At 66.0% G+C, this 23,955-nt stretch carries 24 protein-coding genes; 18 read left to right on the top strand and 6 right to left on the bottom strand.

Annotation, left to right across the window (positions count from 1 at the left end):
* The first annotated feature begins 29 nt into the window (after nucleotides 1-29).
* From V7S63_RS13360 to V7S63_RS13345, 4 genes are read left to right on the top strand one after another with little or no spacing between them, the layout of a single operon-like run.
* Complete coding sequence (locus V7S63_RS13360) at nucleotides 30-953, top strand: 2-hydroxyacid dehydrogenase (protein ID WP_336530566.1); 924 nt, start codon at nucleotides 30-32, stop codon at nucleotides 951-953.
* Nucleotides 950-2,269 (top strand): NAD(P)/FAD-dependent oxidoreductase, encoded by a 1,320-nt coding sequence (locus V7S63_RS13355; protein WP_336530565.1) that lies wholly within the window; start codon nucleotides 950-952, stop codon nucleotides 2,267-2,269. Before V7S63_RS13360 ends, V7S63_RS13355 begins: the two co-directional genes overlap by 4 nt.
* Before the next feature lie 10 nt (nucleotides 2,270-2,279).
* Nucleotides 2,280-3,071, top strand: coding sequence for a 4-hydroxy-tetrahydrodipicolinate reductase (gene dapB, locus V7S63_RS13350; RefSeq protein ID WP_336530564.1), 792 nt, complete (start codon nucleotides 2,280-2,282; stop codon nucleotides 3,069-3,071).
* Nucleotides 3,068-4,123: a threonine aldolase family protein gene (locus tag V7S63_RS13345; RefSeq protein WP_336530563.1), complete on the top strand. Its 1,056-nt coding sequence runs from the start codon at nucleotides 3,068-3,070 to the stop codon at nucleotides 4,121-4,123. Before dapB ends, V7S63_RS13345 begins: the two co-directional genes overlap by 4 nt.
* Before the next feature lie 29 nt (nucleotides 4,124-4,152).
* Here V7S63_RS13345 and V7S63_RS13340 read toward each other — a convergent pair whose 3' ends face one another.
* From V7S63_RS13340 to V7S63_RS13330, 3 genes are read right to left on the bottom strand one after another with little or no spacing between them, the layout of a single operon-like run.
* On the bottom strand, nucleotides 4,153-5,202 hold the full coding sequence (locus V7S63_RS13340; RefSeq protein ID WP_336530562.1) for a threonine aldolase family protein: 1,050 nt from the start codon (nucleotides 5,200-5,202) through the stop codon (nucleotides 4,153-4,155).
* A 4-nt stretch (nucleotides 5,203-5,206) separates the two neighbouring features.
* A complete protein-coding gene (locus V7S63_RS13335) occupies nucleotides 5,207-6,415 on the bottom strand; it encodes an aminotransferase-like domain-containing protein (RefSeq protein WP_336530561.1) in 1,209 nt (402 codons plus the stop codon).
* A 4-nt stretch (nucleotides 6,416-6,419) separates the two neighbouring features.
* Nucleotides 6,420-7,400: a succinylglutamate desuccinylase/aspartoacylase family protein gene (locus tag V7S63_RS13330; protein ID WP_336530560.1), complete on the bottom strand. Its 981-nt coding sequence runs from the start codon at nucleotides 7,398-7,400 to the stop codon at nucleotides 6,420-6,422.
* A 349-nt stretch (nucleotides 7,401-7,749) separates the two neighbouring features.
* Between V7S63_RS13330 and V7S63_RS13325 the strand changes: the two genes are divergently transcribed.
* The 11 genes from V7S63_RS13325 (at nucleotide 7,750) to V7S63_RS13275 (ending at nucleotide 18,780) form a co-directional block, all read left to right on the top strand.
* Entirely contained in the window at nucleotides 7,750-8,253 is a 504-nt protein-coding gene (locus tag V7S63_RS13325; protein WP_091837196.1) for an Lrp/AsnC family transcriptional regulator, read from the top strand.
* 105 nt (nucleotides 8,254-8,358) lie between these two features.
* Nucleotides 8,359-9,684, top strand: a complete 1,326-nt coding sequence (locus V7S63_RS13320; RefSeq protein ID WP_336530559.1) for an amidase — start codon at nucleotides 8,359-8,361, stop codon at nucleotides 9,682-9,684.
* A gap of 147 nt (nucleotides 9,685-9,831) precedes the next feature.
* Nucleotides 9,832-10,881, top strand: coding sequence for an ABC transporter substrate-binding protein (locus V7S63_RS13315; protein WP_091837199.1), 1,050 nt, complete (start codon nucleotides 9,832-9,834; stop codon nucleotides 10,879-10,881).
* 104 nt (nucleotides 10,882-10,985) lie between these two features.
* Nucleotides 10,986-11,840, top strand: coding sequence for an ABC transporter permease (locus V7S63_RS13310; RefSeq protein WP_199777413.1), 855 nt, complete (start codon nucleotides 10,986-10,988; stop codon nucleotides 11,838-11,840).
* Nucleotides 11,840-12,634 carry an ABC transporter permease gene (locus V7S63_RS13305; RefSeq protein ID WP_336530558.1) on the top strand — a complete coding sequence of 265 codons (795 nt, stop codon included), beginning with the start codon at nucleotides 11,840-11,842 and terminating at the stop codon, nucleotides 12,632-12,634. Before V7S63_RS13310 ends, V7S63_RS13305 begins: the two co-directional genes overlap by 1 nt.
* A 22-nt stretch (nucleotides 12,635-12,656) precedes the next feature.
* Nucleotides 12,657-13,727 (top strand): ABC transporter ATP-binding protein, encoded by a 1,071-nt coding sequence (locus V7S63_RS13300; protein ID WP_442896468.1) that lies wholly within the window; start codon nucleotides 12,657-12,659, stop codon nucleotides 13,725-13,727.
* 74 nt (nucleotides 13,728-13,801) lie between these two features.
* A complete protein-coding gene (locus V7S63_RS13295; RefSeq protein ID WP_158673385.1) occupies nucleotides 13,802-14,857 on the top strand; it encodes an ABC transporter substrate-binding protein in 1,056 nt (351 codons plus the stop codon).
* Nucleotides 14,858-14,867: 10 nt separating this feature from the next.
* On the top strand, nucleotides 14,868-15,638 hold the full coding sequence (locus V7S63_RS13290) for a creatininase family protein (RefSeq protein WP_336530556.1): 771 nt from the start codon (nucleotides 14,868-14,870) through the stop codon (nucleotides 15,636-15,638).
* A gap of 7 nt (nucleotides 15,639-15,645) precedes the next feature.
* Nucleotides 15,646-16,245 carry a glutathione S-transferase N-terminal domain-containing protein gene (locus V7S63_RS13285; RefSeq protein WP_336530555.1) on the top strand — a complete coding sequence of 200 codons (600 nt, stop codon included), beginning with the start codon at nucleotides 15,646-15,648 and terminating at the stop codon, nucleotides 16,243-16,245.
* Between the two features lie 2 nt (nucleotides 16,246-16,247).
* On the top strand, nucleotides 16,248-16,832 hold the full coding sequence (locus V7S63_RS13280) for a cupin domain-containing protein (protein ID WP_336530554.1): 585 nt from the start codon (nucleotides 16,248-16,250) through the stop codon (nucleotides 16,830-16,832).
* 157 nt (nucleotides 16,833-16,989) lie between these two features.
* The gene (locus V7S63_RS13275) at nucleotides 16,990-18,780 is read left to right on the top strand and encodes a thiamine pyrophosphate-binding protein (RefSeq protein WP_336530553.1); all 1,791 of its coding nucleotides are present in this window, start codon (nucleotides 16,990-16,992) and stop codon (nucleotides 18,778-18,780) included.
* A gap of 120 nt (nucleotides 18,781-18,900) precedes the next feature.
* Here the strand turns inward: V7S63_RS13275 and hpaI are convergent, their stop codons facing one another.
* From hpaI to V7S63_RS13260, 3 genes are read right to left on the bottom strand one after another with little or no spacing between them, the layout of a single operon-like run.
* A complete protein-coding gene (gene hpaI / locus V7S63_RS13270; RefSeq protein WP_336530552.1) occupies nucleotides 18,901-19,668 on the bottom strand; it encodes a 4-hydroxy-2-oxoheptanedioate aldolase in 768 nt (255 codons plus the stop codon).
* A gap of 9 nt (nucleotides 19,669-19,677) precedes the next feature.
* Nucleotides 19,678-20,460 (bottom strand): 2-oxo-hept-4-ene-1,7-dioate hydratase, encoded by a 783-nt coding sequence (gene hpaH / locus V7S63_RS13265; protein WP_336530551.1) that lies wholly within the window; start codon nucleotides 20,458-20,460, stop codon nucleotides 19,678-19,680.
* 35 nt (nucleotides 20,461-20,495) lie between these two features.
* Complete coding sequence (locus V7S63_RS13260) at nucleotides 20,496-21,389, bottom strand: dioxygenase family protein (RefSeq protein ID WP_336530550.1); 894 nt, start codon at nucleotides 21,387-21,389, stop codon at nucleotides 20,496-20,498.
* Nucleotides 21,390-21,677: 288 nt separating this feature from the next.
* Between V7S63_RS13260 and V7S63_RS13255 the strand changes: the two genes are divergently transcribed.
* From V7S63_RS13255 to V7S63_RS13245, 3 genes are all read left to right on the top strand, one after another.
* Nucleotides 21,678-22,394, top strand: a complete 717-nt coding sequence (locus V7S63_RS13255; protein ID WP_336530607.1) for a GntR family transcriptional regulator — start codon at nucleotides 21,678-21,680, stop codon at nucleotides 22,392-22,394.
* Nucleotides 22,391-23,209: a sugar phosphate isomerase/epimerase family protein gene (locus tag V7S63_RS13250; RefSeq protein WP_336530549.1), complete on the top strand. Its 819-nt coding sequence runs from the start codon at nucleotides 22,391-22,393 to the stop codon at nucleotides 23,207-23,209. Before V7S63_RS13255 ends, V7S63_RS13250 begins: the two co-directional genes overlap by 4 nt.
* A gap of 75 nt (nucleotides 23,210-23,284) precedes the next feature.
* Nucleotides 23,285-23,953 (top strand): amino acid ABC transporter permease, encoded by a 669-nt coding sequence (locus tag V7S63_RS13245; RefSeq protein ID WP_091837225.1) that lies wholly within the window; start codon nucleotides 23,285-23,287, stop codon nucleotides 23,951-23,953.
* The last annotated feature ends 2 nt before the right edge of the window (nucleotides 23,954-23,955 follow it).

The following is a 23,955-nucleotide window of genomic DNA, read 5'->3' as shown; positions in this document are numbered from 1 at the left end:
ATCTGCGCCGAACCACTAAGGACGAAAGCATGCGTGCGAAATATATCGATTGCGGGCCCAACCAGATCCCATTGTGGCGCACAGCGCTCGCCGATTTCGACATAGAGGTCGACGTCAACACCGAGCCGTTCTCCGTCGAGGATCTGCCTGCGATGCTCGATGGCTACGACATCTGCATCGATGATCACACGAAGATTCCGCAAGAGGTGCTCTCGCGCTGCACCGACCTGCGCCATTTCGTCTATTTCGGAACAGGCGCGGCCAGCATTCTTGATCTGGCTCTCGCCGGCCAGATGGGCATCGAGGTCCATACCATCCGGAACTACGGCGACACGACCGTGGCCGAGCTCGCCGCCGGGCTCATGCTCGGCGCAGCGCGCCATATCGCGCCGCAGCACCACATCATCCGTGGCGGCGGCTGGACAAAGCTGCAGGGCGTCGAGCTGCGCGGCCGACGGATCGGGTTGATCGGGCTCGGCGGCATCGGCCGCGAAATGGCACGAATCTGCGCCGGCATCGGCCTCGACGTCGTTGCCTGGAACCGCTCGCCCCTCGCCGACGCATATGCCGCCAGTGTCTCGCTGGACGAACTTCTCGCCACCTCCGACGTGGTCAGCCTGCATCTGGCGTTGAACGATGATACACGCGGCTTTCTCGATGCCTACAGGATCGCCGCGATGAAGCGCGGCGTCCTGCTGGTCAACACAGCGCGCGGAGCATTGCTGGACGAGGCGGCTCTGGTCGGCGCGCTGGAAAGCGGCCAGATCGGCCATGCCGCCCTCGATGTCTTCGAGACCGAGCCCCTGCCCGAGCATCATCCTTTGCGCACGGCACCGAATGTGACGCTGACCGCGCATTGCGGCTTCTGGACCGAGGCCTCGACCATCAATCAGGTGCGCCTGGTCATGGGTATCGTCGAAGCAATCCAGTCGCCGCTGCGGCGCTCGGCATGAGCCTGCCTGCGCAGACGCACACGTCCGTCGCCGTCATCGGCGCCGGCATCATCGGCGTCACCACGGCGATCGCCTTGCAGCAGGCAGGTTTCGAGGTTCGTCTGATCGAGGCCGCCGAACCGGGCGGCCAGCAGGCCGCCAGCTATGGCAATGCAGGCTGGTTCAGTCCTGCATCGGTCGTGCCCATGTCGATGCCGGGGCTATGGCGCAAGGTGCCTGGCATGCTGACCGATCCGCTCGGACCTCTGACCATCCGCTGGACCGCATTGCCTCGCCTGCTGCCCTGGCTGTTGCGCTTCCTCTATGCCGGAGCGACGACTGCGCGCGTCGAGGCGACGGCGCGCGCCTTGCGGCCACTGCTGGAGCCAGGGCCCGCCATGCATGCCGAGCTCGCCGCCGCCGCCGGCGTGCCCGAGCTGGTCTGCAGGAGCGGTGCCGTCTACGCCTATCCGACACGCGCCGACTTCGAGGCCGAAGCCTTGGCCTGGCGGCTGCGCCGCGACAACGGCGTGTCATGGACCGAGCTGCAAGGCGATGCGCTGCGGCGGGCCGTTCCGGCGCTCTCACCGCGATACGCCTTCGGTGTTCTGGTCGGCGCGACCGGACATTGCCTGGATCCGGGTGCCTACGTCCGGGCCCTGGCGGACCATGCGATCCGTCTCGGCGCCCGGCGCATCCGGGCACGAGCGAGCGGGTTCGACCTCCGGCAGGGGCGGCTCGCTGCCGTTCTGACCGATTCCGGCCTCGTGCCAGCCGACAGGGCGGTGATCTGCACCGGCATCCAGTCCCGCGACCTCGCACGGAAGGCCGGCGACCGCGTCTCGCTGGAGAGCGAAAGAGGTTACCATGTCGTCGTCGCTGCGCCCGACGCGATGCCGACGCTGCCGGTCCAGACCAGCGACAGCCGGATCGGCACGACACCGGTTGCCGCCGGTCTCCGCGGGGCCGGTCAGGTCGAACTCTGCAGCATAGGCGCGCCGCCGGACTGGCGCCGCGCAGACATCGTCCAGGCCCATCTGAAGCGCTCATACCCCGGGCTGCCGGAGACGCTGGCGGAAGATCGGCTCCAGCGCTGGATGGGGCACCGCCCATCGACGCCGGATGGGCTACCGGTCATCGGCCCGTCCAGCGCCAGCTCCGATATTCTCCACGCCTATGGTCATGGGCATGTCGGCATGGCCAGTGCGCCGATGACGGCTCAGATCGTTCGCGACCTGCTTCTGGGCCGGGCTGGCCAATGGAATCTGGAGCCCTACTCACCCCGGCGATTCAACGGCTTCTGGCCGCGGAGCGCGGCGAGCCTGGAAAGACGATAAGGGATCGCAAATGCGCGTCGGAATTCTTGGGATCGCCGGCAGGATGGGCCAGGAACTGGTCGCGCAAGCGCGGGCCGCGGGTCACGACGTCATCGGCGGGACGCTGAATCCGGCGTCCGCTCGCGCCTATCGAAACGGCATTCCGACTCTGGGCCTGCCCGATCTGGCCGGGCAGAGCGATGTCGTGATCGACTTCACCCATGCCGATGCGGTGGCCGAGCATGCGAGGGTCCTGTCCACCGGGCGGGCGGCATGGGTTCTGGGAACGACCGGAATCGCGCCGGAACAGCAGCTGCAGGTGGAGGCGGCCTCGCACCGCATCGCCGTCCTGCAGGCGGCTCATTTCGGGCTCGGCATCAATCTCCTGATGACCGTGGCACGCCAGCTCGCGGCGATTCTGCCTGCGGAGACCTACGACGCCGAGATCGTCGAGATGCACCATCGCCAAAAGGTCGATGCCCCCTCGGGCAGCGCGCTGCTGCTGGGCCAGGCGGTCGCGGAGGGTCGCGGCACCACGCTCGCTGCAGTCATGGAGAGCGGTCGCGACGGCCATTGTGGCGCGCGTGCGACCGGCGCCATCGGCTTCGCATCCTTGCGGGGTGGCCAGATCGTCGGCGAGCATTCGTTGAGCTTCACCGCGCTCGGCGAGCAGATCACGCTGTCGCATCGTGCCTTCGATCGCAATATCTTTGCTGCAGGAGCCATGCGCGCCGCGGCCTGGCTGGTCGGCAGGCCGCCAGGGTTGTACGGCATCGACGAGATGCTGGACCTGCGCCCAGCCCGGGGGCACGACTGCCAATGACCGAGATCCTCTTCGGCTCCGACAATCAGGCCGGTGTCAGCCCCCAGGTCATGGACGCGATCCGGCGGGCGGACGACGGGATCGCGGTCGCCTATGGCGACGACATCCATAGCGGGCGGCTGAATGCCGCCTTCTCGGAGGTGTTCGAGCACGAAGCCTTCGTCTTTTCCGCTGCGACCGGAACCGCCGCCAACGCGCTCGGCCTCGCGGCCATCACCCCGCCCTATGGCGAGACGATCTGCCATGAAGCGGCACATATCCTCACGACCGAAGGCGGCGCGCCGGAATTCTATGCGGGCGGCTCGCGGCTGGTCGGTATCCCCGGCGGCAACGGCAAGATCGCAGCCGATGACCTGCGCCGCGTACTGGACGAGCGCATGCGGCCGAGCCGTCACCATCTCGCTTGCTCGTCCCTGTCGCTGACCCAGGCGACGGAGTTCGGCACGCTCTATACGCTCGCCGAACTCGAGGCCTTGTCGGAAACCGCCCATGCGCGCGGTCTGCGCGTGCATATGGACGGCGCACGTTTCACCAATGCGCTCGTCGCGCTGGGGGCGAGGCCGGCCGCGATGAGCTGGCGGGCCGGCATCGACGTGCTGAGCCTCGGCACCACCAAGAACGGGACCATGAATGCCGAGGCCGTGATCGTCTTCGACCAGGCGCTCGCCCGCGATCTCGCCTACCGGCAGAAACGAGCCGGGCTGCTGACGTCCAAGATGCGCTATGTCTCTGCCCAGCTTCACGCCTTTTTCGCAGATGGGCTCTGGCTACGAAATGCGCGGCACGCCAACGATATGGCGAGAGCCGTCGCGGCGCTCCTCGCAAGGGTTCCGGGCGTCCGTCTGAGCCATCCGGTCGAGACCAACCAGATCTTCGCCGACATCGACCCGCACGTCACGGCGCTGCTGGAGAGATCGGGCGTCCGGTTCCGGGCCTGGGATCACCGGCACCCGACGCGGCATCGCCTGGTGATGTCCTTCCGCGACGATGAGCGGACGATAGAGCGGGTCAGGGCCGCGCTGGCTCCGGCCTTCGCCCGCGCCTCGGCCTGAGCTCCGCGACGGCCATGGCCAGACGCGCGCTACGCTGCCCGCTCGACAACGATCTCGCGGATCTGGCGAGCGGCTGTCTCGATGTCGGCGCGGCCGACATCGCAATGGGTGACAGCCCGGATCGTCGTTCCGCGCCAGCGCGCTCCGACCCTCGTGCCGCGCAGGCATAGCGCATCGGCAAGGTCCTGCCCCGTCATGCCGGTCGCGGCGACGTCGAAGAAGACGATGTTGGTCTCGACCTCGGCGGGATCGATCGCGATGCCGGGAATCTCCGACAGCAGGCGCGCCAGCAGTCGCGCATTCTCGTGATCCTCGGCCAGTCTTTCGACATTGTTGTCGAGCGCGAAGAGCGCCGCGCCCGCGATGATGCCGGCCTGGCGCATGGCGCCGCCGAAGAGATGCTTGTAGCGGCGCGCTTCCCCGATGAAGTCCTTGCTACCCGCCAGCAGGGCGCCGACCGGGCAGCCTAGCCCCTTGCTCAGGCAGAGCGTGACGGAATCGAAATCCTGCGCATGGCGATGCGCGGGAATCCCCGAGGCGACCGCGGCGTTGATCAGCCGGGCCCCGTCCATATGCGTCGCGAGCCCATATTGCCGAGCCATGGCGACGACCTCGCGAAGCCGTTGTTGCGGCCAGACGGCGCCGCCGCCCAGATTGGTCGTCTGCTCGACGCAGACAAGGCTCGTCCGCGGATAGTGCGGACCGTCGGGACGGATCGCCTGTTCGACCTGCGCGGCATCGAAGATGCCCCGCTTGCCGCCCAGGCGAGACATCATCACGCCGGAGAGAAAAGCCGGGCCGCCAGCTTCCGCGGTGACGAAATGAGCATCCGCTTCGACGATCACCTCGTCGCCCGGCCGCGTATGAACCTTCAGCGCGATCTCGTTGGCCATCGTCGCCGACGGCAGGAACAGGGCCGCGTCCATGCCGACAAGCGTGGCAACCCGGTCCTGCAGCCGGTTGACCGTGGGGTCTTCCTGCTTCTGATCGTCGCCGACGGGGCAGCCCATCATGAAGGCGAGCATGGCCTTGCTTGGCCTGGTCGCCGTGTCGCTACCGAGATCGATGCGGATCTCCATCGCCTCACGCCGAAACGCGCGTCTCCTCGGCACTGGCGCGCATGGCGGCATAGACACGCCCGATGCGCTTCACACCTTCGGTGATCTGCCGGGGCGTGCTGAAGCTGTAGGCCAGCCGGAGGAACTGGCCCGGAGGCTCCTCTGCGAAGCAGAGCTTGCCGGTGAAGATCGCGACGCCCTCCTTGCCTGCCCGGCGGACGAGTTCATCCGCATCCACCCCCTCGGGCAGCTCCACCCAGAGGAAATAGCCGCCATTGGGCTTGCGAACCTTCGCGCCGGGCAGCTCGCGGCCGATCGCCTCGACCATGGCGTCGCGATGCTCCCGCAGGACATGCGACAGCGTCTCGATGTGATGCGCGACCTTTCCGTTGCGAAAGAGCTGCGCGACGATCCGCTGCAGCAAGGGACTGGTGCCGTGGTCGGATTTGTGCGCCGCCATGCGCCGGACGATTGCCGGATCGGCATTGACCCAGCCGATACGCAAGCCCGGCGCCAGGATCTTCGAGACCGTTCCCAGGCCGATGACGCGGCCAGCGGTGTCGAAGGCCTTGATCGGCGGAACTGGCTCGCCCTCGAAACGGATGCGGCGATAGGGGTCGTCCTCGATGATGATGAAATCGAACGCCTCGGCCAGCTCCACCAGCTTCCTGCGGCGATCGGCCGACATGGTGATGCCGCTGGGATTGTGGAAATCGGGGATGTCGAAGAGGAATTTCGGCATGGCGAGGCCGTTCTCGCGGCGAGCCAGCAGAATCTCCTCGAGGACCTGCGTCTGCATTCCCGCGTCATCCATCGGCACGGAGATGAAGGTCGCTTCGGCAGCCTTCAGGATCGAGATCGCCGTGAGGTAGCTGGGAGCCGCCACGATCACCGCATCGCCCTGCTCGAGGAAGACGCGGCAGGCGAGATCGAGCCCGTGCTTGGCGCCGTTGACGATCAGGATGTTCTCGCGAGTGGCCGTGATCCCGTCATCGCGCAGATAGTCGACGATTGCGTCGCGCAGGTCGTCGAGCCCATAGAGCGGGCCGTATTGCAGGGTTTCCTCTCGGGCATTGCCGGCCTCGATCGCTTCGGTGACGATATCCGGCAATTCGTCGGGAAAGCCGTAGCCCCCGCCGAGCTGGATGATGTTCCCGTGCGCCGTTGCGGGCGCTGCCGAAGCGACGGTGTTCTGGGCTCGATCAGCCCAGCGATAGGCCGGCATCTGCGTCATGACCTTATTCCTCTTGATGGGTCGTCTTGTTCGGCTTTCGGCCGGCCTTGGCGGCAGGCTGAGCGCGTGCGCCGCCACGGGATCGCTTGGCCGGCGGCGCAACCTGCGTGCTCAGCCAGCGCAGATCGGCGGCGGCATCGAGCTCTGCCCGGGCTTCCGCATCTGCGTCGGCAGCCAGGTGAACGAGGCAGTCGCCGCGCGACGCATGGCCCCGGCCGCGCGTGCAGATCACGACGCCGGGCAGGGCGAAGGTGACGGCGATCGGCACCGCGAAGGGCCGGGTCAGGTCGTGGATGTGTCCCGCGAGATCGCCGGCCGCGACCTCGTCGCCGAGCTGCACAGCCGGCTCGAAGACACCGTCGGCCAAAGCGTAGACGAAATCATCCTCGCGCTGGGTGACGAGCAACCGCGCATCGCCGGACACAGGCATGAGCTGCGGTATCATGCCCGCCCATGCGAGCACCCGCATGATGCCGTCCATGATCGTGGTCACGGGCTGCGCGCCGCCGATCTCGGTACCGATCCTCGTCGCGCCTGCCCGGCGCGCCGCCCCCGACGTGCTTCGATCTTCGAAGCTGCGGAAGCGCAACAGATTCTCGCCCCCGAAGGCCCGGGCCATGGCGAGTCGCCTGGCCTGGACGTCCGGATCCGGATGATCGACCAGGGTGACGCAAGGCAGGTAGCCGAGAGAGCGCCCGTCGCTGTGAAGATCGATGACGAGGTCGGACAGCGACATCAGATGGCGTTCGATATACTCGGCGATCATGCTGGTCGGGCTGCCGAAGACATCGCCCGGGAACGACTTGTTCAGATTCCGGCCGTCGATCGGCGAATTCCGTGTGCCGGAGATCGCGGCTGGCAGGTTCGCCATCGTCATCGCGATGACGCGTCCGTTCATCGTTTTCGGATCGAGCAATCGCAGCAGCCGGGCGACGGCGATCTGCGTATCGACCTCATCGCCGAAGACGCCGCCCAGAAGGAGCATCGTCGGTCCTGCCCCTCCGCCGACAATGGCCAGCGGCACGGGCACGAATCCGTAGGCGGAACGGTCCGAGGAATGCGGGATCTTCACGAAGCCCGCATGCCGACCGGTGGTCGGAAGGTCTTCGGTCAGCCCGAAAATGCGATCGGCAGAGATGTCCGTCACGACAGCGGAAATACCTAGCTTCGATGCCGAAAATCCATCACGCGGCCGCTTCATTTGACAGGCTCCAATTCGACAGGGTTCGCCGAAATTCCGGCGATACGACGGGATAATCCGGCATTTTTAACATGCCGGCTTTTCGGCGTGCTTGCAGCGGGTTACTTTGAGCCATCGAGTTCACGAGAAACTCATGGCACGAGACAACGACGCTACCGACCGTCGGCTGCTGGCGCTGCTCCAGACGAATGCGCGTGCGAGTGTCGCTACGCTCGCACGCAAGCTCGGCGTCGCACGAACGACGGTGCAGGAGCGGATCACCCGCATGGAGCGGAACGGCACGATCGCCGGATACTCCGTCGTCCTGCGGCGCGACCCGTTCAACCAATATGTCGAAGTCGTGGTGCTCATCGGGACCGCCCATCGCAAGGCCAAGCTGGTCGTCGAGAAGCTGCAGGAATTTCCGGAAGTTGTCCTCTGCCAGATGACAAGCGGTGATCTGGAGCTGATCTGTCGTATTCGCGTCCCGCACATGGAAGACGTGCAGCCCGTCCTGGACAGCATCGACGAGATCGCAGGTATCGAGCGCGTGCGCTCGATCGTGGTCCTTTCCACCGTGTTCGATCATAGCCACGCGGAGCCGCAGACCCTGGCCACCAAGCAGGCAACCGCGCTCGGCCGCGGCGAGCTGGGCTGAGGAACCGGCAGGCGGACTGCGGCAGCCGGCGATCTGACCCGGGGGCAACGGACAATCCCGGCCGCGCATCGGGTTGTCCGACTTCCGGATATGAAAGGTGGAATCATGGCAGACACGCTGTCGCGTCCAGGGGTGGGAACGGAGCCCTGCTTCCTGACCGCGAGCCAGGCCTCCGCGAGCATCCGCTCCCGCCGGCTCGGCTGCGAGGAACTGCTCCGCTCGTGCCTCGAACGCATCGAGGAGCGGGAGCACGACGTTCGTGCCTGGCTGCACATCGAGCCGGAGCGGGCCCTGCGCGCGGCGCGCGAATGCGACAAGGCGGCCCCCCGTCACGCGCTGCATGGCCTGCCATGGGGCGTGAAGGATGTTTTCGACACCGCGGACCTGCCGACCACGCAGAACTCGGCGATATACCCGGCGACACAGGCCGGCCGAGATGCGGCTTGCGTTGCCACGGTCCGAAGTTCCGGCGGCTTGATCCTCGGCAAGACCGATACCGTGGAGTTCGCCGCGAACGGACGCAAGGCTCTGACGCGCAACCCCTTTGACCTGGCCCGAACGCCAGGAGGATCCTCGTCCGGCTCCGCAGCGGCCGTCGCCGACTTCCACGTGCCGCTGGCCTTCGGATCGCAGACGATCGGGTCCCATCTGCGACCGGCTTCCTTCACCGGAATCTACGCTTTCAAGCCGAGCTGGGGGGCCGTCAGTCGCGAAGGCCTCAAGATGAATGCCGCCTCGATGGACACTGTCGGCTGGTACGGTCGCTCGGTCGCCGACCTGAATCTGGTCGCGAGCGCATTCCGCTTCCTGGCCGACGACACGCCGCGGGTTCGAACGCTTCGCGGCTTGCGCGTCGGGCTTTGCCGGACGCCGTCCTGGGCCAAGATCGAGCCGGCCGGAGAGGAAGCCTTGCTCAACGCCGCCTCGCGGCTCGCGGCGGCCGGCGTCGTCGTGGAAGACCTCGCTCTGCCGGACGTCTTCGATGGATTGTTCGAGGCATATCTCGACATCTACTACAGCGAGGGCGGCCGGTCGTTTCAGCCCGAGTTGCTGGCAGCGCCGTCGCTGCTGGCCGAGCCGCTCCGCGATCAGGCGAAAAACCGGCGTGCCCTGACGAAAGACCGCCTGCGCGAAGCCTATGCCGTGGCTGATCGGTGCCGGCTCTCGTTCGATGGTCTGTTCGGGGAGGCGCTCGATGTTGTCTTGACGCCGAGCGCCCCCGGCGAGGCGCCTATGGGTCTGGAGAACACCGGAAGCTCGGTTTTCAACGGCTACTGGTCGATCCTGCACGCTCCCTGTGTCGGCATACCGGCCGGCTGCGGCCGCCATGGCATGCCGGTAGGCGTGACGCTCGCCGCAAGACGGCTCGACGATACCGTCCTTCTGCAGATCGCGGAGTTGCTTTCGCCAGTGATCGACGCACCGGGCTGACGCTCCGCATGGAAGATCACCCGTTGATATGACGGTCGCAGCCGTCGATTCAACGGAAGTTGTGCTGAAACCCACTATTCAGCCCGTGGATTTCGATGCTGCGGCGCGAGACCCTGCGGCATCAAACAAAAAACAGGGGATCGTCAAATGCCGGACCTGCAGCCGCTCTCCCGCCGTTCCGTGATCGGCGGCCTCACTGCGACCGCCATCGCCAGCCCGGCCTATATCCGCCCGGGCTGGGCGCAGGGCAAACGCATCGTCATCGTGAATTCCGGCGGCGCCATGGGCGATGCCAAGCGCAAGGCGCTCTACGACCCCTTCACCAAGGCGACCGGCATCGAGATCGTGACCGCCTCGGGCCCCGATCTCGCAAAGATCAAGGCGCAGGTCGAGCGCAAGGATGTCGAATGGGACATCACCGACCTCAACGATGCCTGGGTGCCGGCCGCCGCGCGGCTCGGCCTGCTCGAAAAGATCGACGAGAGCATCGTCAATCGCGCCGACGCCATTCCGCAGTCCAAGCACGACTATGCCGTCGGCGGCACCGTCTATGCCGCCGGCATCGCCTTTCCGACCAACCGGCTGGGCGGCAAGGCGCCGAAGACCTGGCCGGAATTCTGGGATGCGAAGGGATTTCCGGGCCGGCGCGGCCTGCGTAACCGGGTGACGGACACGCTGGAGATCGCCTTGATGGGCGACGGGGTGCCCGCTTCCCAGGTCTATCCCTGCGACGTCGAACGGGCTTTCAAGGCGCTGGAGCGGATCAAGCCCGCCGTCTCCCACTGGATCGCCCAGACCGCTCAGACGGTTGCCCTCATCCAGGGCAACGAGACGGACTTCACCTACACCTACACAACGCGCGTGAAGGACCTGCAGGCGGTCAACGTTCCGATCGACTATTCCTTCAAGCAGAATATCCTCGGCATCGGCTGGATCGGCGCGCTGAAGGGCACACGGAACCGCGACGCGGCGATGCGCTTCCTCGCCTTCACCATGGACAAGGACCGGCAGGTCGAGCTCTCCAACCTGTCGGGCGACGCGCCGACCTATGCCGACGCCCTTGCCAAGGTCGATCCCGCGACCCGGAAATGGCTGCCGAACATCGCCGACCCCGATAATCTCTTCGTCAACGCCGCCTGGTGGGACAGCCGGATCGAGGAGCTCAACACCCGCTTCAAGGAATGGCTGCTGACCTGACCGACAGGGTCCAACGCCCTTGAGATGGCCGTCCGGAGCGTAGCGGATCTCCTCGCGAACCGCTTACGCTGCCGGCACGGCAGGTGACAGGTCGGGGTGCTGACATGCAAATTCGCACGACAAACGCGCACGTCCGCGACGCAGCCTATGCGATGCCGGCGGCATTGTTCATGGCGCTGCTCTTCGCTCTGCCGCTCTTCAGCGTCCTGCATCAGAGTCTGCAGCAGGAGAACGGCGGCGGGCTGACGATCCAGGCCTATGCCAAGATCTTCACGACCCCGCTGTTCCTCCGCGTCGCTTATACGACGCTCGAGGTCAGCATCAGCGCGACCGTCTTCTCGCTGCTGCTGGCCTATCCGATCGCCTATTTCCTGGCGAAGCAGTCGCCGCGTCGGCGGGCTCTCTACATGATACTCGTCCTCGTGCCGTTCTGGACGAGTTCGCTGGTCAAGAGCTTCTCCTTCATGGTGCTGCTCGGCCAGTCCGGAATCATCAACCAGATGCTCGGCGCGTTCGGCATCGCGCCTGTGAAGATGCTGTTCAACCGCTTCGGCGTGATGGTCGGCATGAGCCATTTCCTCATCCCGTTCTTCGTCTTCCCGATCCTGACCAGCCTGCGCAGCCAGCCGCCGGAGCTCGCCAAGGCGGCCGCGATCATGGGCGCGGGAAAGCTCAGAATCTTCCTGCGTGTCACCTTGCCGCTGAGCCTGCCCGGCGTCATGGCCGGAGCGCTGCTCGTCTTCATCCTGAGCCTCGGCTTCTACATCATCCCGGCCCTGCTCGGCGGGCGGCAGGACATGATGTTCGCCAATCTCGTCGACTTCTACACCCGCGAGGCGCTGAACTGGCCGATGGCCTCCGCGGTCGCGGTGCTGCTGGTCGCCGCCGCCGCGCTCGCCGCCATGCTGCTGTCGAAGGTCAGGGGCGGCTCCTCGATTCTCTCGGAGGAGGGCCACTGATGGAAACGCGCATCAGCGGCTGGCGCATCGCCTTGGGCGCCGTGGTCACGGTCATCCTGGCCTTTCTGCTCCTGCCGAGCCTCATCACCGCCGTGATTTCCTTCGGCTCGTCCAATCAGATCGTTTTTCCGCCGACGGGGTTCTCACTGAATTTGTTCAGGCGCTTCTTTGCCGAGGAGGGCTGGGTGGCATCGACCTGGCTGAGCTTCCGCGTCGCGATCTGGTCGACGCTGCTCGCACTCCTCCTCGGCATCCCGGCCGCCTATGCCCTGACGCGCGGCAGCTTCCCGGGTCGGAAGATCCTCGCGCTGTTCCTCCTCAGCCCGGTGATGGTGCCGCATGTCGCCGTCGCGCTGGCGCTCTACATCTATTTCACCGAGATCAGGCTGACGAACGGCGAGTTGCGCCTCGTCTTCGCCCACGCCATCGCGACCCTGCCCTTTGTTGTCGTCACCGCGAGCGCCGGCTTGCGCCATATCGACCCGGCGCTGGAACGCGCGGCGACCGTCATGGGCGCCTCGCGCCTCACCGTGCTGCGACGCGTGACGCTGCCCCTGCTCACGCCCTCGATCATCGCGAGCGGCCTGTTCGCCTTCCTGATCTCCTTCGACGAGGTGGTGATCTCCTGGTTCGTCGCCAGAGCTGGCGACACCACGCTGCCGATCAAGATGTTCTCGTCGATCCAGTTCGAGGTCTCGCCGGTCCTGGCCGCGATCTCGACGATGCTGACGGCGCTCTCGATCGTCGTCTGCGTGATCGTCGCCACCGTTCAGAAGGAAGCGCGCAGTGACTGACAGCAGCGGAACCAAAGCCGCGATGATCGAGATCAGCGGCCTGCGCAAGGATTACGGCTCCGTCGTCGCCCTGCACGACACCGAGCTGTCGGTCCCGACGGGCGAGTTTTTGACGCTGCTCGGGCCATCGGGCTCGGGCAAGACGACGCTGCTCAACCTGATCGCGGGAATGGCGTCGCCGACGCGCGGCCGCATCGTGATCAATGGTCGCGACGTCACCGAGGTGCCAGCCGAGAAGCGCGGCCTCGGCATGGTCTTCCAGAACTACGCGCTGATGCCGCACATGACGGTGTCCGAGAACATCGCGTTCCCCCTGGAGATCCGCAAGGTGCCACGGGCCGAGATCCGGCGACGGGTCGCCGAGGTGCTGGATCTCGTCCGGCTGCCGCATGTCGGTGATCGCAAGCCGAAGGAGCTGTCGGGCGGGCAGCAGCAGCGCATCTCGATCGCGCGCTGCATCGTCTACAAGCCGGATCTCATCCTCATGGACGAGCCGCTCGGCGCCCTCGACAAGAAGCTGCGCGAGCAGATGCAGCTCGAGATCCGGCGCATCCACAAGGAGCTCGGCATCACCATGCTCTATGTGACGCACGATCAGGAGGAGGCGCTCAACATGTCCGACCGGATCATGTTGATGAATGCCGGCCGGGTCGAGCAGATCGGCACGCCGGACCAGCTCTATTTCGCGCCGCGCACCCAGTTCGCGGCGGACTTCATCGGTGCCTCGACCCTGCTCGACGCAACGGTTGCCGAGACCGGCGAGCCGGCCCTCCTGCGCCTCTCCGCAAGCGAGAGCTGCCGTGTCCGCCTGCACAGCGCCGCACCGGTCGGAACCGTGGGCAAGCTGCTGCTCCGTCCGGAAGCCCTGCGTCTCGTGCAAAACGGTCAAGTGACGGCGGGGCACAACGTCCTGCACGGCCATCTCGACAATACGCTCGTCACCGGCGCGACCTCGAAGCATTTCGTCACCCTCGACAACGGCGCGACGCTGGCCATCCAGGAACTCACCGACCCCTCGACGACGCGGCTGGAGCCCGGCCTGCGCGTGCAGGTTTCCTGGCCTCCGGAGACGGGGCGCTTCCTCGAAAACTGATCATCGATGCCTGGCCCAAACCGGCGCTCTGCGGGATGCCGGCCCCATCCTCGAGCTTGGAAAGGCCCGCCCACATGCCAGCCTTCAAATCCAGCGCACTCGACCGTCGCACCCTCCTGAAAGGCGCGGCTGCCGCTCTCGCGGCACCGGCCGTCATCATCCCCGGCCGGGCGTTCGGCGCCACGCGACTCGTCGTCGGCAATTCCGGCGGCGCGATGGGCGATGCCAAGCAACGCGCGATCTACACCCCCTTCACCCAGGAAACCGGCATCGAGATCCTGACCACGCCGGCACCCGACATCTCGAAGATCAGGGCGCAGGTCCGCACCGGCGACGTCGAGATCGACGTGACCGACCTCCTCGACGGCTGGGTTCCCGCTGCCGCCCGGCTCGGGCTCGTCGAGAGGATCGACGACGGCATCGTCAACCGCGAGGGCAGCATCCCCGAGACGCGGCACGACTACGCCGTGGCCGCCAGCATCTATTCGGGCGGCATCGCCTTTCCGACCGACAGGCTCGGAGACAAGGTGCCGCGCGACTGGAAGGATTTCTGGGATGTCAAGGCGCTGCCCGGCCGCCGAGGCTTGCGAAACCGCGTCGGCGACATCCTCGAGATCGCGCTGATGGCCGATGGCGTTCCGGCCTCCGAGGTTTATCCCTGCGATGTCGAGCGCGCCTTCAAATCCCTCGACAGGATCAAGCCCCATGTCGTGCAGTGGATCGGTGCCACCGAGCAGACGGTGTCGCTGATCCAGCGAAACGAGCTCGATTTCACCTATACCTATACGATCCGCGTCAAGACGATGCAGGAAGCGGGCGTGCCGATGGGCTATTCCTTCCGGCAGAACATCATGGGCGTCGGCTGGGCCGGCATCGTGAAGGGCACCCGGCGCAAGGATGCCGCGATGCAGTTCTGCGCCTATATGTGCCGCCCGGATGTGCAGGTCAGGCTGTCCAATCTCGCGACCACCGCGCCCTGCTATGTCGATGCACTCCAGAAGGTCGATCCGGCGATCCGAAAATGGATTCCCGACCTCGCCGATCGCAACAACCTCTTCATCAACCCGGCCTGGTGGGACTCGCGCGTCGACGAACTGACGCAGCGCTTCCGCGAATGGCTGCTGACCTGAGAGCGGTACGATGGCTGAAGTCGAATGGCGGCGCATGCGTGCCGAGGAACTGAACGCCCTCACAAAGCGCGATCCGATCGCGATCGTCCCGATCGGTGCGCTGGAACAGCATGGACCGCACCTCCCGGTCGAGGTCGACGCATTGCTCGGTGAGGAGGTCGCGCTGCGGACGGCGCGTTTGCTGGACCAACAAGGCATAGCTGTCACGGTGCTCCCCATGCTCTGGGCCGGCGTCTCCGAGCATCACATGAGCCTTGGCGGCACGATCACCCTGTCCCAGGCCGCGATGACCGCGGTGGTCGGCGACATCTGCCGATCGCTCGCACGCCAGGGCTTCCGCCGGATCGTGCTGTTCAACGCCCATGGCGGCAACGAGGCGCCGCTGCGCGCCATCGCGCGCGACCTTTCTCCCAATCTCGGCGCCGCGCTGGTCCAGCTGACCTACTGGCTGGCCGCTGCGGAGGTCGTCAAACCGCTCCTGAAAAGCCAATCCAATGTCGGGCATGCCTGCGAGGCCGAAACCTCGCTGATGATGGCGCTGCGCCCCGAGCTTGTCGCACATGACCGCATCGTGTCGGGCCTCGATGCATCCGATTCCGAGGAAAGCGCTGCGTCGGCCGGCCTCTATCGCTGGCGCAGCATGGCAGCCAGCACGGGTTCCGGCGTGCTCGGTCGCCCCGAGGCTGCAACCCGAGAAACGGGCGAGGCGCTGCTCGAGGCGCTTCCGCGCCGGCTCGCGGAGCGATTGGCTGAGCCCGTCCTGTGGTCGATGGCCGCCTGAGACCGCCATGTTGCTGCGCTGTTCGCTGACATCGCCATTCGGTCGCAAGGTTCAGGTCGCGGCGCATCATCTCGGTCTTATCGACCGGATCGAATTCGTCGCGGCCGACACGCTGGACCCCGCTGACCCGCTGCGGCAGGACAACCCGCTCGGCAAGATGCCGGTCATGATCCTCGACGATGGCCGTCGCATCTACGATAGCCGTGTCATCCTCGAACATCTCGACCATCTCGCCGGTGGCGGACGCATCCTGCCGGCCGACTGGGACGAGCGGCTGGCCTGCCTGACTTTGCAGGCCCTGGCCGACGGCATCCTCGATGCCTCGCTGCTCGTGCTCTACGAAGAACGCCGCCCCGAGGCCGAGCGAAGCCCGGCCTGGCTGGAACGGCAGCGCGACAAGATCCGGCGCGGCCTGTCCGCGCTCGATGCCACGCCGCCGCACCTGCTCGTCGATGCCGGAACGATCACCGTCGCCTGCATGCTGAACCAGCTCGACCGGCGCAAGCCGCTGGAGTGGCGCGGCGACCATCCGGCGCTGCTCGCCTGGTTCGCGGCGTTCGCGCAGGCGACCCCGGCCTTCACGGCAACCATAGCTTCCAGGGGTTGAGAATGTGGCTTGAAGCCGAGGATACGATCTACGAGCTGTCGGCGGAGGAGCTGGAGGTTCTGCGGCGTTCCGCCGCCGAGCGCGGCCAGCCCGCACCGGCCGGCACCCGCCATACGAAGGCCCAGCTCGTGGCGGCCGGCCTGGTCCGGGAGGCCTTCAACCGCGCCGAGTTGGCAGAAGCGGGCTTCACGCCGGGCTTCGCGAGCTCGAAGGATGCAGCCAGCGAAAGCGCGCGGCAGGCGCTGGCGGTGGGGTCGCCCCATCCCAGCAAGATCGAGAAATGGCAATTGCCCGTCGACATGCTGCCGTTCAGGCCCGTCATGATCTCGTTCCCTCCCGGATCCCGCCTCGCACGCAAAATGCAGCCGCTGGTCTCGGAGGAAGAGCCTGGCGGTGCGCTGCGCGTCGTGCTGTCAGGATCGCTGGTTTGCAACGGTGTCCGCTTCGGCCCGGGCGACTGGTTCTTCGTGCCGAACAGGACGCCATACCAGCTCGAGTCCGACCCTGAAGAAGAGACGCGGGTGCTTTATCTCTATCGCTTCCCCTCCTGCGATCGCGGCGGCCGCTTCTCATACGACGCGGTATAGCCTTCCCCAGGTGGCTCAGGGCGACGGTCCGGAGCACCCGTCGTTCTGTCGACTTGCTTGGAGATTTCGCCGGACGAAGGCCGTTCTGGCGGCACTTCGACGGTAGGCGTCGTCACCGGCTTTCCGCACCTTGCACGCCAGAGCAAGGAGCAAGCAGATGAACGGTGCCACCGCCCTGGTTTCGATGCTGCGTGACTACGGAGTCGAGGTGATCTTCGGCGTTCCCGGCGACACCAACGTCGCGTTCTACGAAGCACTCCGCAACACGCCCGGCGCGCCGCGCCACATCGTCTGCCGCGACGAGCGCTCGGCTGTCTTCATGGCCGACTGCTATGCGCGCATCTCGGGCAAGCCCGGTCTCGCCGAGGTTCCCAGCGGTGCGGGCGCAATGTACGGGCTGCCGGGTGTGGCGGAGGCGAACAGGTCGTCGGTTCCGCTGATCCTGCTGGTCAACGACATCCCCCAACCCGGCGTTGGCCGCGGGACGCTGACGGAACTGCCGGTCGAGGCGCTGTTCGCGCCGATCGCGAAGCACACGGAAACGCTGGGTCATGTCGGCAAGCTGCCGGAGCTTGTGCGGCGGGCTTTCAGGCAGGCGACGGCCGGCTGCCCCGGCGCCGTCGTGCTGGCTCTGCCTGAGAACGTTCTCTACGAGGACGTGCCTGCGAGCGGCGTCTCGCTCCATGTCGAGGCCTCATGCTCGCGCGCCCCGGCGTTTCGCACCCGTCCCGCCGATGCGGAGATCGCGGCAGCGTTCGATGCAATCCTGGCGGCGGAGCGGCCCCTGATCGTCGCCGGCGGCGGCGCCAATCGATCCCAGGCCGGCGAGGCGATCGTCGCGCTGGCCGAGAAGCTCGGCATTCCCGTCGTGACGACAATTACGGGTCAGGGCGTGATCCGGGACGATCATCGCCTCGGCATCGGCATCATCGGGGACAACGGCTTCCACCCGCACGCGCTCTGGGCGCTCGGCCGGGCCGACCTTGCGATCTATGTCGGCTGCCGCATGGGATCGGTCGCGACCATGAACTGGCGCTGGCCGGACCCGGCGGGCGAGACGCGCATCATCCAGATCGATGTCGACCCCGAAATCATGGGCAACACCTATCCCATCGATTTTCCGTTGGCCGGCGACGCGAAGGCCGTCGTCGAAGCGCTCCTGGCACGTGCGCCGACATCCGGCGCCGGCAGGACCGCCCGGTGGATCGGCCAGATCAACGAGCGGCGGGAGCGGTTCTGGACCGTGCTCTCCGGGCGCCTTCAGGACAACGCCACGCCGCTTCGGCCCGAGCGGATCATCGAGACCCTGAACCGGCATCTGCCGACGCCGTCCCACGTCGTCTCGGATGCAGGGACGCCCACGCCCTATGCCACGCGCTATCTGCGCCAGCGCGACGCGGTGTCGAAGCTCGTCATCCCGCGCTTCTTCGGCGGCCTCGGTTATGCCCTTCCGGCTGCGGTCGGCGCCTGGCTCGCGGCTCCCGATGTGAGGCCCGTCGCCCTGTTCGGTGACGGATCGCTCGGCATGTCGGCGGGCGAGCTTGAAACGCTGTCGCGTCTTCAGGTGCCTGTCGTCATGCTGCATTTCAACAATGCCTGCTTCGGCTGGATCAAGGCCCTTCAGCGTGTGACGGACCGACACCACGCGGCCGAGAGAAAGCAAGATGGACTGCAAACTGCGCAGACCAATGATCCGACCTTCGGGGTCGATTTCGGTCGCTACGACATGAGCCGCCTGGCCCAGGTTTACGGAATCCGCGGCTACCGCGTCGAAACCGCCGATGAGCTCGAGCAGGCTTTCGCGGAAGCCTTTGCCCTCGAGGAGCCGGTCTTCATCGACATCGTCGTCGAGTCGATTGCCGATCGGCTCCCGCCGGTGTTCTCGTGGCTACAGAAAGTCGGCGAGGATCCCGAAGCCATCGAGGCCGAAGCTCTCGTTGGACACTGACCCTTCATCATCTGGGGGATGGCATCGAGACGAGTCTTGTCGGCCATCATCTCGGTGCGCCGGTTACCTTGCGGTTGCACCCTCGGGATTCTCACCAGCTTGGTTTCGGAATCCGAACTTTCAGCTCGGTTTGAACTGGCGCGCTACGGCCTCGGTGCCGCGTGCCAGGATGCCGACGTCGATCGCGACGGCGGTGAAGTGGGTGCCGATCTCGATGCAGCGCTGGGCGAAGGCCGTGTCCGGTGTCAGGATGCCTGCAGGCTTCCCAATGGTCCGGATTCGGCGGATCGCGTCCTCGACGGCAGCGACAACATTTGGATGTCCGGGCTCGCCCGCATGGCCCAGGCTCGCGGCGAGATCCGCCGGCCCGATGAATACACCGTCGACTCCCTCGACCGAGGCGATCTCCTCGAGCCGATCGAGCGCTTCGCCGGTCTCGACCTGCACGAGCAGGCAGAGCTCCTCCGCGGCCTTTCTGGCATAGCCGGCAACCCGGCCGAAGCGCGTTGCCCGGGTCAGGCCGGAGACGCCGCGAACACCGTCGGGCGCATAACGCATCGCCGCGACGGCGGCGCGCGCTTCGTCGGCGTTCTGCACATAGGGGATCAGCAGGGTCTGTGCGCCAAGATCGAGGAAGCGCTTGATCAGGACGGTGTCGTTGCTCGCAGGGCGGACGACCGCCGAGACATCATAGGGCGCGACGGCCTGGAGCTGGGCCAGGACCGTCAGCGGATCGCCGGGCGAATGCTCGGTGTCGAAGAGCAGCCAGTCGTAGCCGGATCCGGCCACGGCCTCCGCCGCATAGCTGCCTGGCAGGCTGCACCAGAGGCCGATCTGCTGGCGGCCTTCGCGCAGAGCGCGCTTGAAGCGGTTTTCCGGCAGGTTCATGTCGGCACCTCAGATGAACGACACGCCGATGGCGCCGAGCGGACCGTAATCGGCATGGATGACGTCGCCCGTCTTGATGTCGACCGGCCGGGTGAAGGAGCCGCCCAGCACGATCTGGCCCTTCTTCAATCCTGCTCCGACGTCGTGCAGCTTGTTGACCAACCAGGCGATGCCCGCGGCGGGATGGCCCATGATGGCTGCCGAGACGCCTGATTCCTCGATGATGCCGTTCTGCGAAAGCGTCGCGCCGATCCAGCGCACGTCGACGTCGAAAGGGCGGATCGTGCGGCCGCCGAGGACGATGGCGCCGAAGGCGGCGTTGTCGGCGATGGTGTCGACGATGGCTCGCGGAACCTCGGTGCGGTAGTCGATGATCTCCAGCGCCGGAACGACGAATTCGGTCGCGCGCATCACGTCGTGGACCCGGCAGGCGGGGCCGGAGAGGTCTTCGCCCATGATGAAGGCGAGTTCGACCTCGAGCCGGGGCTTGATGAACGTGTCTGCCTTGATCCGGGCGCCGTCATTGTAGAGCGCGTCGTCGAGGATGCGGCCGTAATCGGGCTCGGTGATCTTGGAGGCCATCTGCATGGCGCGCGAGGTCAGGCCGATCTTGTGGCCGGCGAGCCGGGCGCCATTGGCGATCCGCGCTTCAGCCCAGAGATCCTGCACGCGATAGGCGTCGGCGATCTCCATCCCGGGAAATGTCTTTGAAAGCTGGGGGCATGGCACCCGCTCGCGCTCGGCCTTCAGGATGGCTTCGGCGGCCTTGCGGTGGTCTTCGTCGGTCAACACGGCAGCGCTTCCTTCCGGACTTCGAACGATGGGGCTTACTTGATCGGCGGCCGGGGCAGCACCGCTTCGCCCGGCTCCATGACGTAGGTGTAGTCGAGAGAATACCAGGGAGCGCTCACGCCGGGCTCGAAAGGATGCGGCTCGTCATGCCGGACGAAATCGCCGAGCAGCGCCTTCGTCACGCCGAACTGGACGTCTGACTCAATGTGAGGATCGTTGGAGTCGTAGACCTGCGAGATCAGCACCTTGAAGCCCGGCTTGAAGATCAGCGCATGCAGATGCGCCGGCCGCATCGGGTGGCGGTCCTGTGCCTTCAGAAGGCGGCCGACCACCCCATCCGTCGGAATGGGATAACCGACCATCATCACCGAGCTGAACCAGAAGCGGCCATCGGCGTCGGTCGTGAACTTGCCGCGCAGGTTCATCTCGGCTTGCTCGGGATCCTGGTTCTCGTAGAGCCCGACTGGCGAGGCGTGCCAGACGTCGACCTCGGCGCCCGCGATCGGGCGGCCTGCCCCATCGACGACGCGGGCATTGACGAACAAGGGGTGCCCGGGCGTGTCCGATCTGACGATCGTGCCGCCATTGGCCACCCGCGGCGAATTCAGCCGCCAGAACGGACCCAGAAGGGACTGCGACGTCTCCGTGTTGCCGCGGTCGCCATTGTTGAGCAGGCAGACGAGAGAGGACACGCCGAGCGAGCCGGACATCAGCACGAATTCGTTGTGGGTGTCGGATGCGAGCGCGCCGATCTCGTTCAGGATCGCCGTCGCGTCACGGAATTCGGCCTCGGTGAGGCGGACGTCGCGGATGAAGCCGTGCAGATGCGTCACGAGCGAAACCATGATCTCGCGCATCCGCGGATCCTGCGTTCGCTTCATCACCTCCAGCACGGCCGGCGTGACGTCCTGCTGTCGCTCGATAAGCATGCCTCACCTCCCCTGGCATTTTTTTGCAGGCGGCTGCGGCTTATCAAAAATAATCGATGATTTGTCAATCCTTGGTGCTCACGGAGCCGGCGCCCTGCGTCAAAATTCTTGCGATCATATTGAAATACCGTACTCTCGTTCAGGATCCCAGATCAGACCGAGGCAGAGTTGACTTAGGATAATCGTTTATTTATGACCTGCCGAGTGACATGACGCAAGAGGCTCCCCGCAGTGACCGCTGACGGCGCTCCCAAAAGAACAGTGTCGGAGGCTCGCGCTGCGGCCGCGCTGAACGCTGGAGTGGATGGCGCCGGGGCTTGGCAGAGCGTGTTTGTCGACGACGGCAAGAACACCATCGCGAGCCAGCTGGTCGAGCGCCTGCGCGAAGCGATCGTTTCGGGACAGCTCGAGGCCGGTGCCAAGATCAATCTCGACCGGGCCCGCGAGATTTTCGCGGTCTCCCTCAGTCCGCTGCGGGAGGCTCTGGCCCGGCTCATCCCGGATGGCCTGGTCATCTTCGAGGACAATCGCGGCTATCGCGTCGCGCCGGTGTCGGTCACCGATCTTCGCGAGATCACGAGGCTACGGGAAGAATTCGAGACGCTGGCCTTGCGCCAGGCGACGTCGGTTGCCCCTCCCGAGTGGGAGGGCGACGTGATGAGAGCCCTCCACAGGCTGAACACCGCTGAACGAAACCCGGCGGATCCGGCGACGCTCGAGCGCTGGGAGGCGCTACATCGGGAATTCCATCTCACCTTGCTCGCCGGCTGCCAGATGCCGCTCCTGCTCGGCTTCTGCCGAACCCTTCTCAATCTCAACGACCGCTATCGCCGCAGCTTTCTCGTTCGCACATCCGGCGATCGCAATGTCAGCGTCGAGCACAGCGAGATTGCGCAGGGCGCGGTGGCGCGGGACGCCGATTTCGCCTGCGAACGCCTGCGGGAGCATATCCATCGGACGGGGAGCAATCTGGCCGCACATCTCTCGGACAGGATAGCGCCGTGAGCCGAACCTCGCCGCCCCTGGGTATCGCGCATTTCTCCTGCATCGAGATGCGTCCGGCCGATTTCGTCGATTTGGCTGGGCAGGTCGGATACGCCTCCGTCGGCCTGCGGCTCCACCCCGCCTTCCCGGGAGCGCCATTCTATACGCTGGCCCCGGGCAGTGCAGAGATGCGTCAAACCAAGACCGCCCTTCGGCAGGCCGGGATCGGCGTCTATGACATCGAGTTCGTCGTGGTCGACGGCGCATTCTCTCCGACGAATCTCTCCGCCGTCTTGGATTCTGCGGCGGAGCTCGGTGCACGCCGATTGAGCGTCTGCGGTGATGATCCGGACAATGGGCGCTTCGTCGCGAACCTCTCGGCCTTGGCAGAATTGACGGCCGCTGTCGGCATGGCAGTCGATCTCGAGATCATGCCGTGGCGGCAGATCGGGACGCTCGAGACCGCGGTCAGGGCTGTCGCCGCGACAAGAATGACGAATGTCGGCGTGCTCGTCGATGCGCTGCATTTGGCGCGTTCGGGCGGCAGCCCGGGCGATTTGATCAGGCTGCCGCCGAGCATGATCCGAAGCGTTCAGCTTTGCGATGCACAGGCCGAGCGCCCCGAGGACACTGTAGCTCTGATTGCCGAGGCGCGCGGCGGGCGGCTGCTCCCGGGGTTCGGAGCTTTGCCGCTCGGCGACCTCCTCGGCGTCATTCCACAGGACGCCGTGATCTCGGTCGAAGTGCCGAAAGGTGCTGAACCCGGCGAGGTTCATCTGCGAGCGCTCTTCGACGCGACAACGAGGATACTCCACACAAGAAGATCCGCCGCGTAACCCGTCCGCCCTGCGCGGCGCTCACTGACATCACCGGACTGATCCTTCAGAAGATCGGCCGTCCCGGGAGAGGTTATGAACTACACGCTCGATTTCACGCCTGTGATCGAAGGCATGCCGGCCCTGCTCATGGCGTGCCTGGGCACTTTCGGCCTCGCTTTGGGCGGGATGGCGCTCGCCATCGTCATCGGCGTCGGCGGCGTGATACTGCGCGACTCGAAGATCGCTCCGGTGCGCTGGCTGGTGAAGGCCTTCGTCGAGCTGATCCGCAACACGCCCTTCCTGGTCCAGATCTTCTTCATCTATTTCGCGCTGCCGCTGGCGGGCGTGAGGCTCGATCCGACGCCCACCGCGATCATCGCGCTCGGCATCAATGGCGGTGCCTATGCGATCGAGATCATCCGCGGCGGCGTGCAGTCGATCGGCAAGGGCCAGATCGAGGCTGGTCTCGCGCTCGGCCTGCACAAGGCGCAGGTCTTCCGGCTGATCGTGCTGAAGCCGGCACTCAGGGCGATCTTCCCGTCGCTGACCAGCCAGTTCGTGCTGCTGACGCTGACCACGTCTGTCGCCTCGGCGATTTCGGCCTATGAGCTGACTTCGGTGGCGCAGCGGATCGAGTCCGACAGTTTCCGCTCCTTCGAGGTCTACGGCACGATCACGCTGTTCTACCTCGTCATCTCCTGGGTGATGATGCGCTTCTTCGCGGCGATCTCGACCCGTTACTTCAGCTATCCGGTGAAGTGAGG

The sequence above is a fragment of the Allobosea sp. CCNWLY174 genome, assembly GCF_037120455.1.
Lineage (GTDB): Bacteria > Pseudomonadota > Alphaproteobacteria > Rhizobiales > Beijerinckiaceae > Allobosea > Allobosea lupini.
The sequence above is the reverse complement of the archived record's forward strand: the minus strand, read 5'-3'. Positions and strand labels throughout refer to the sequence as shown.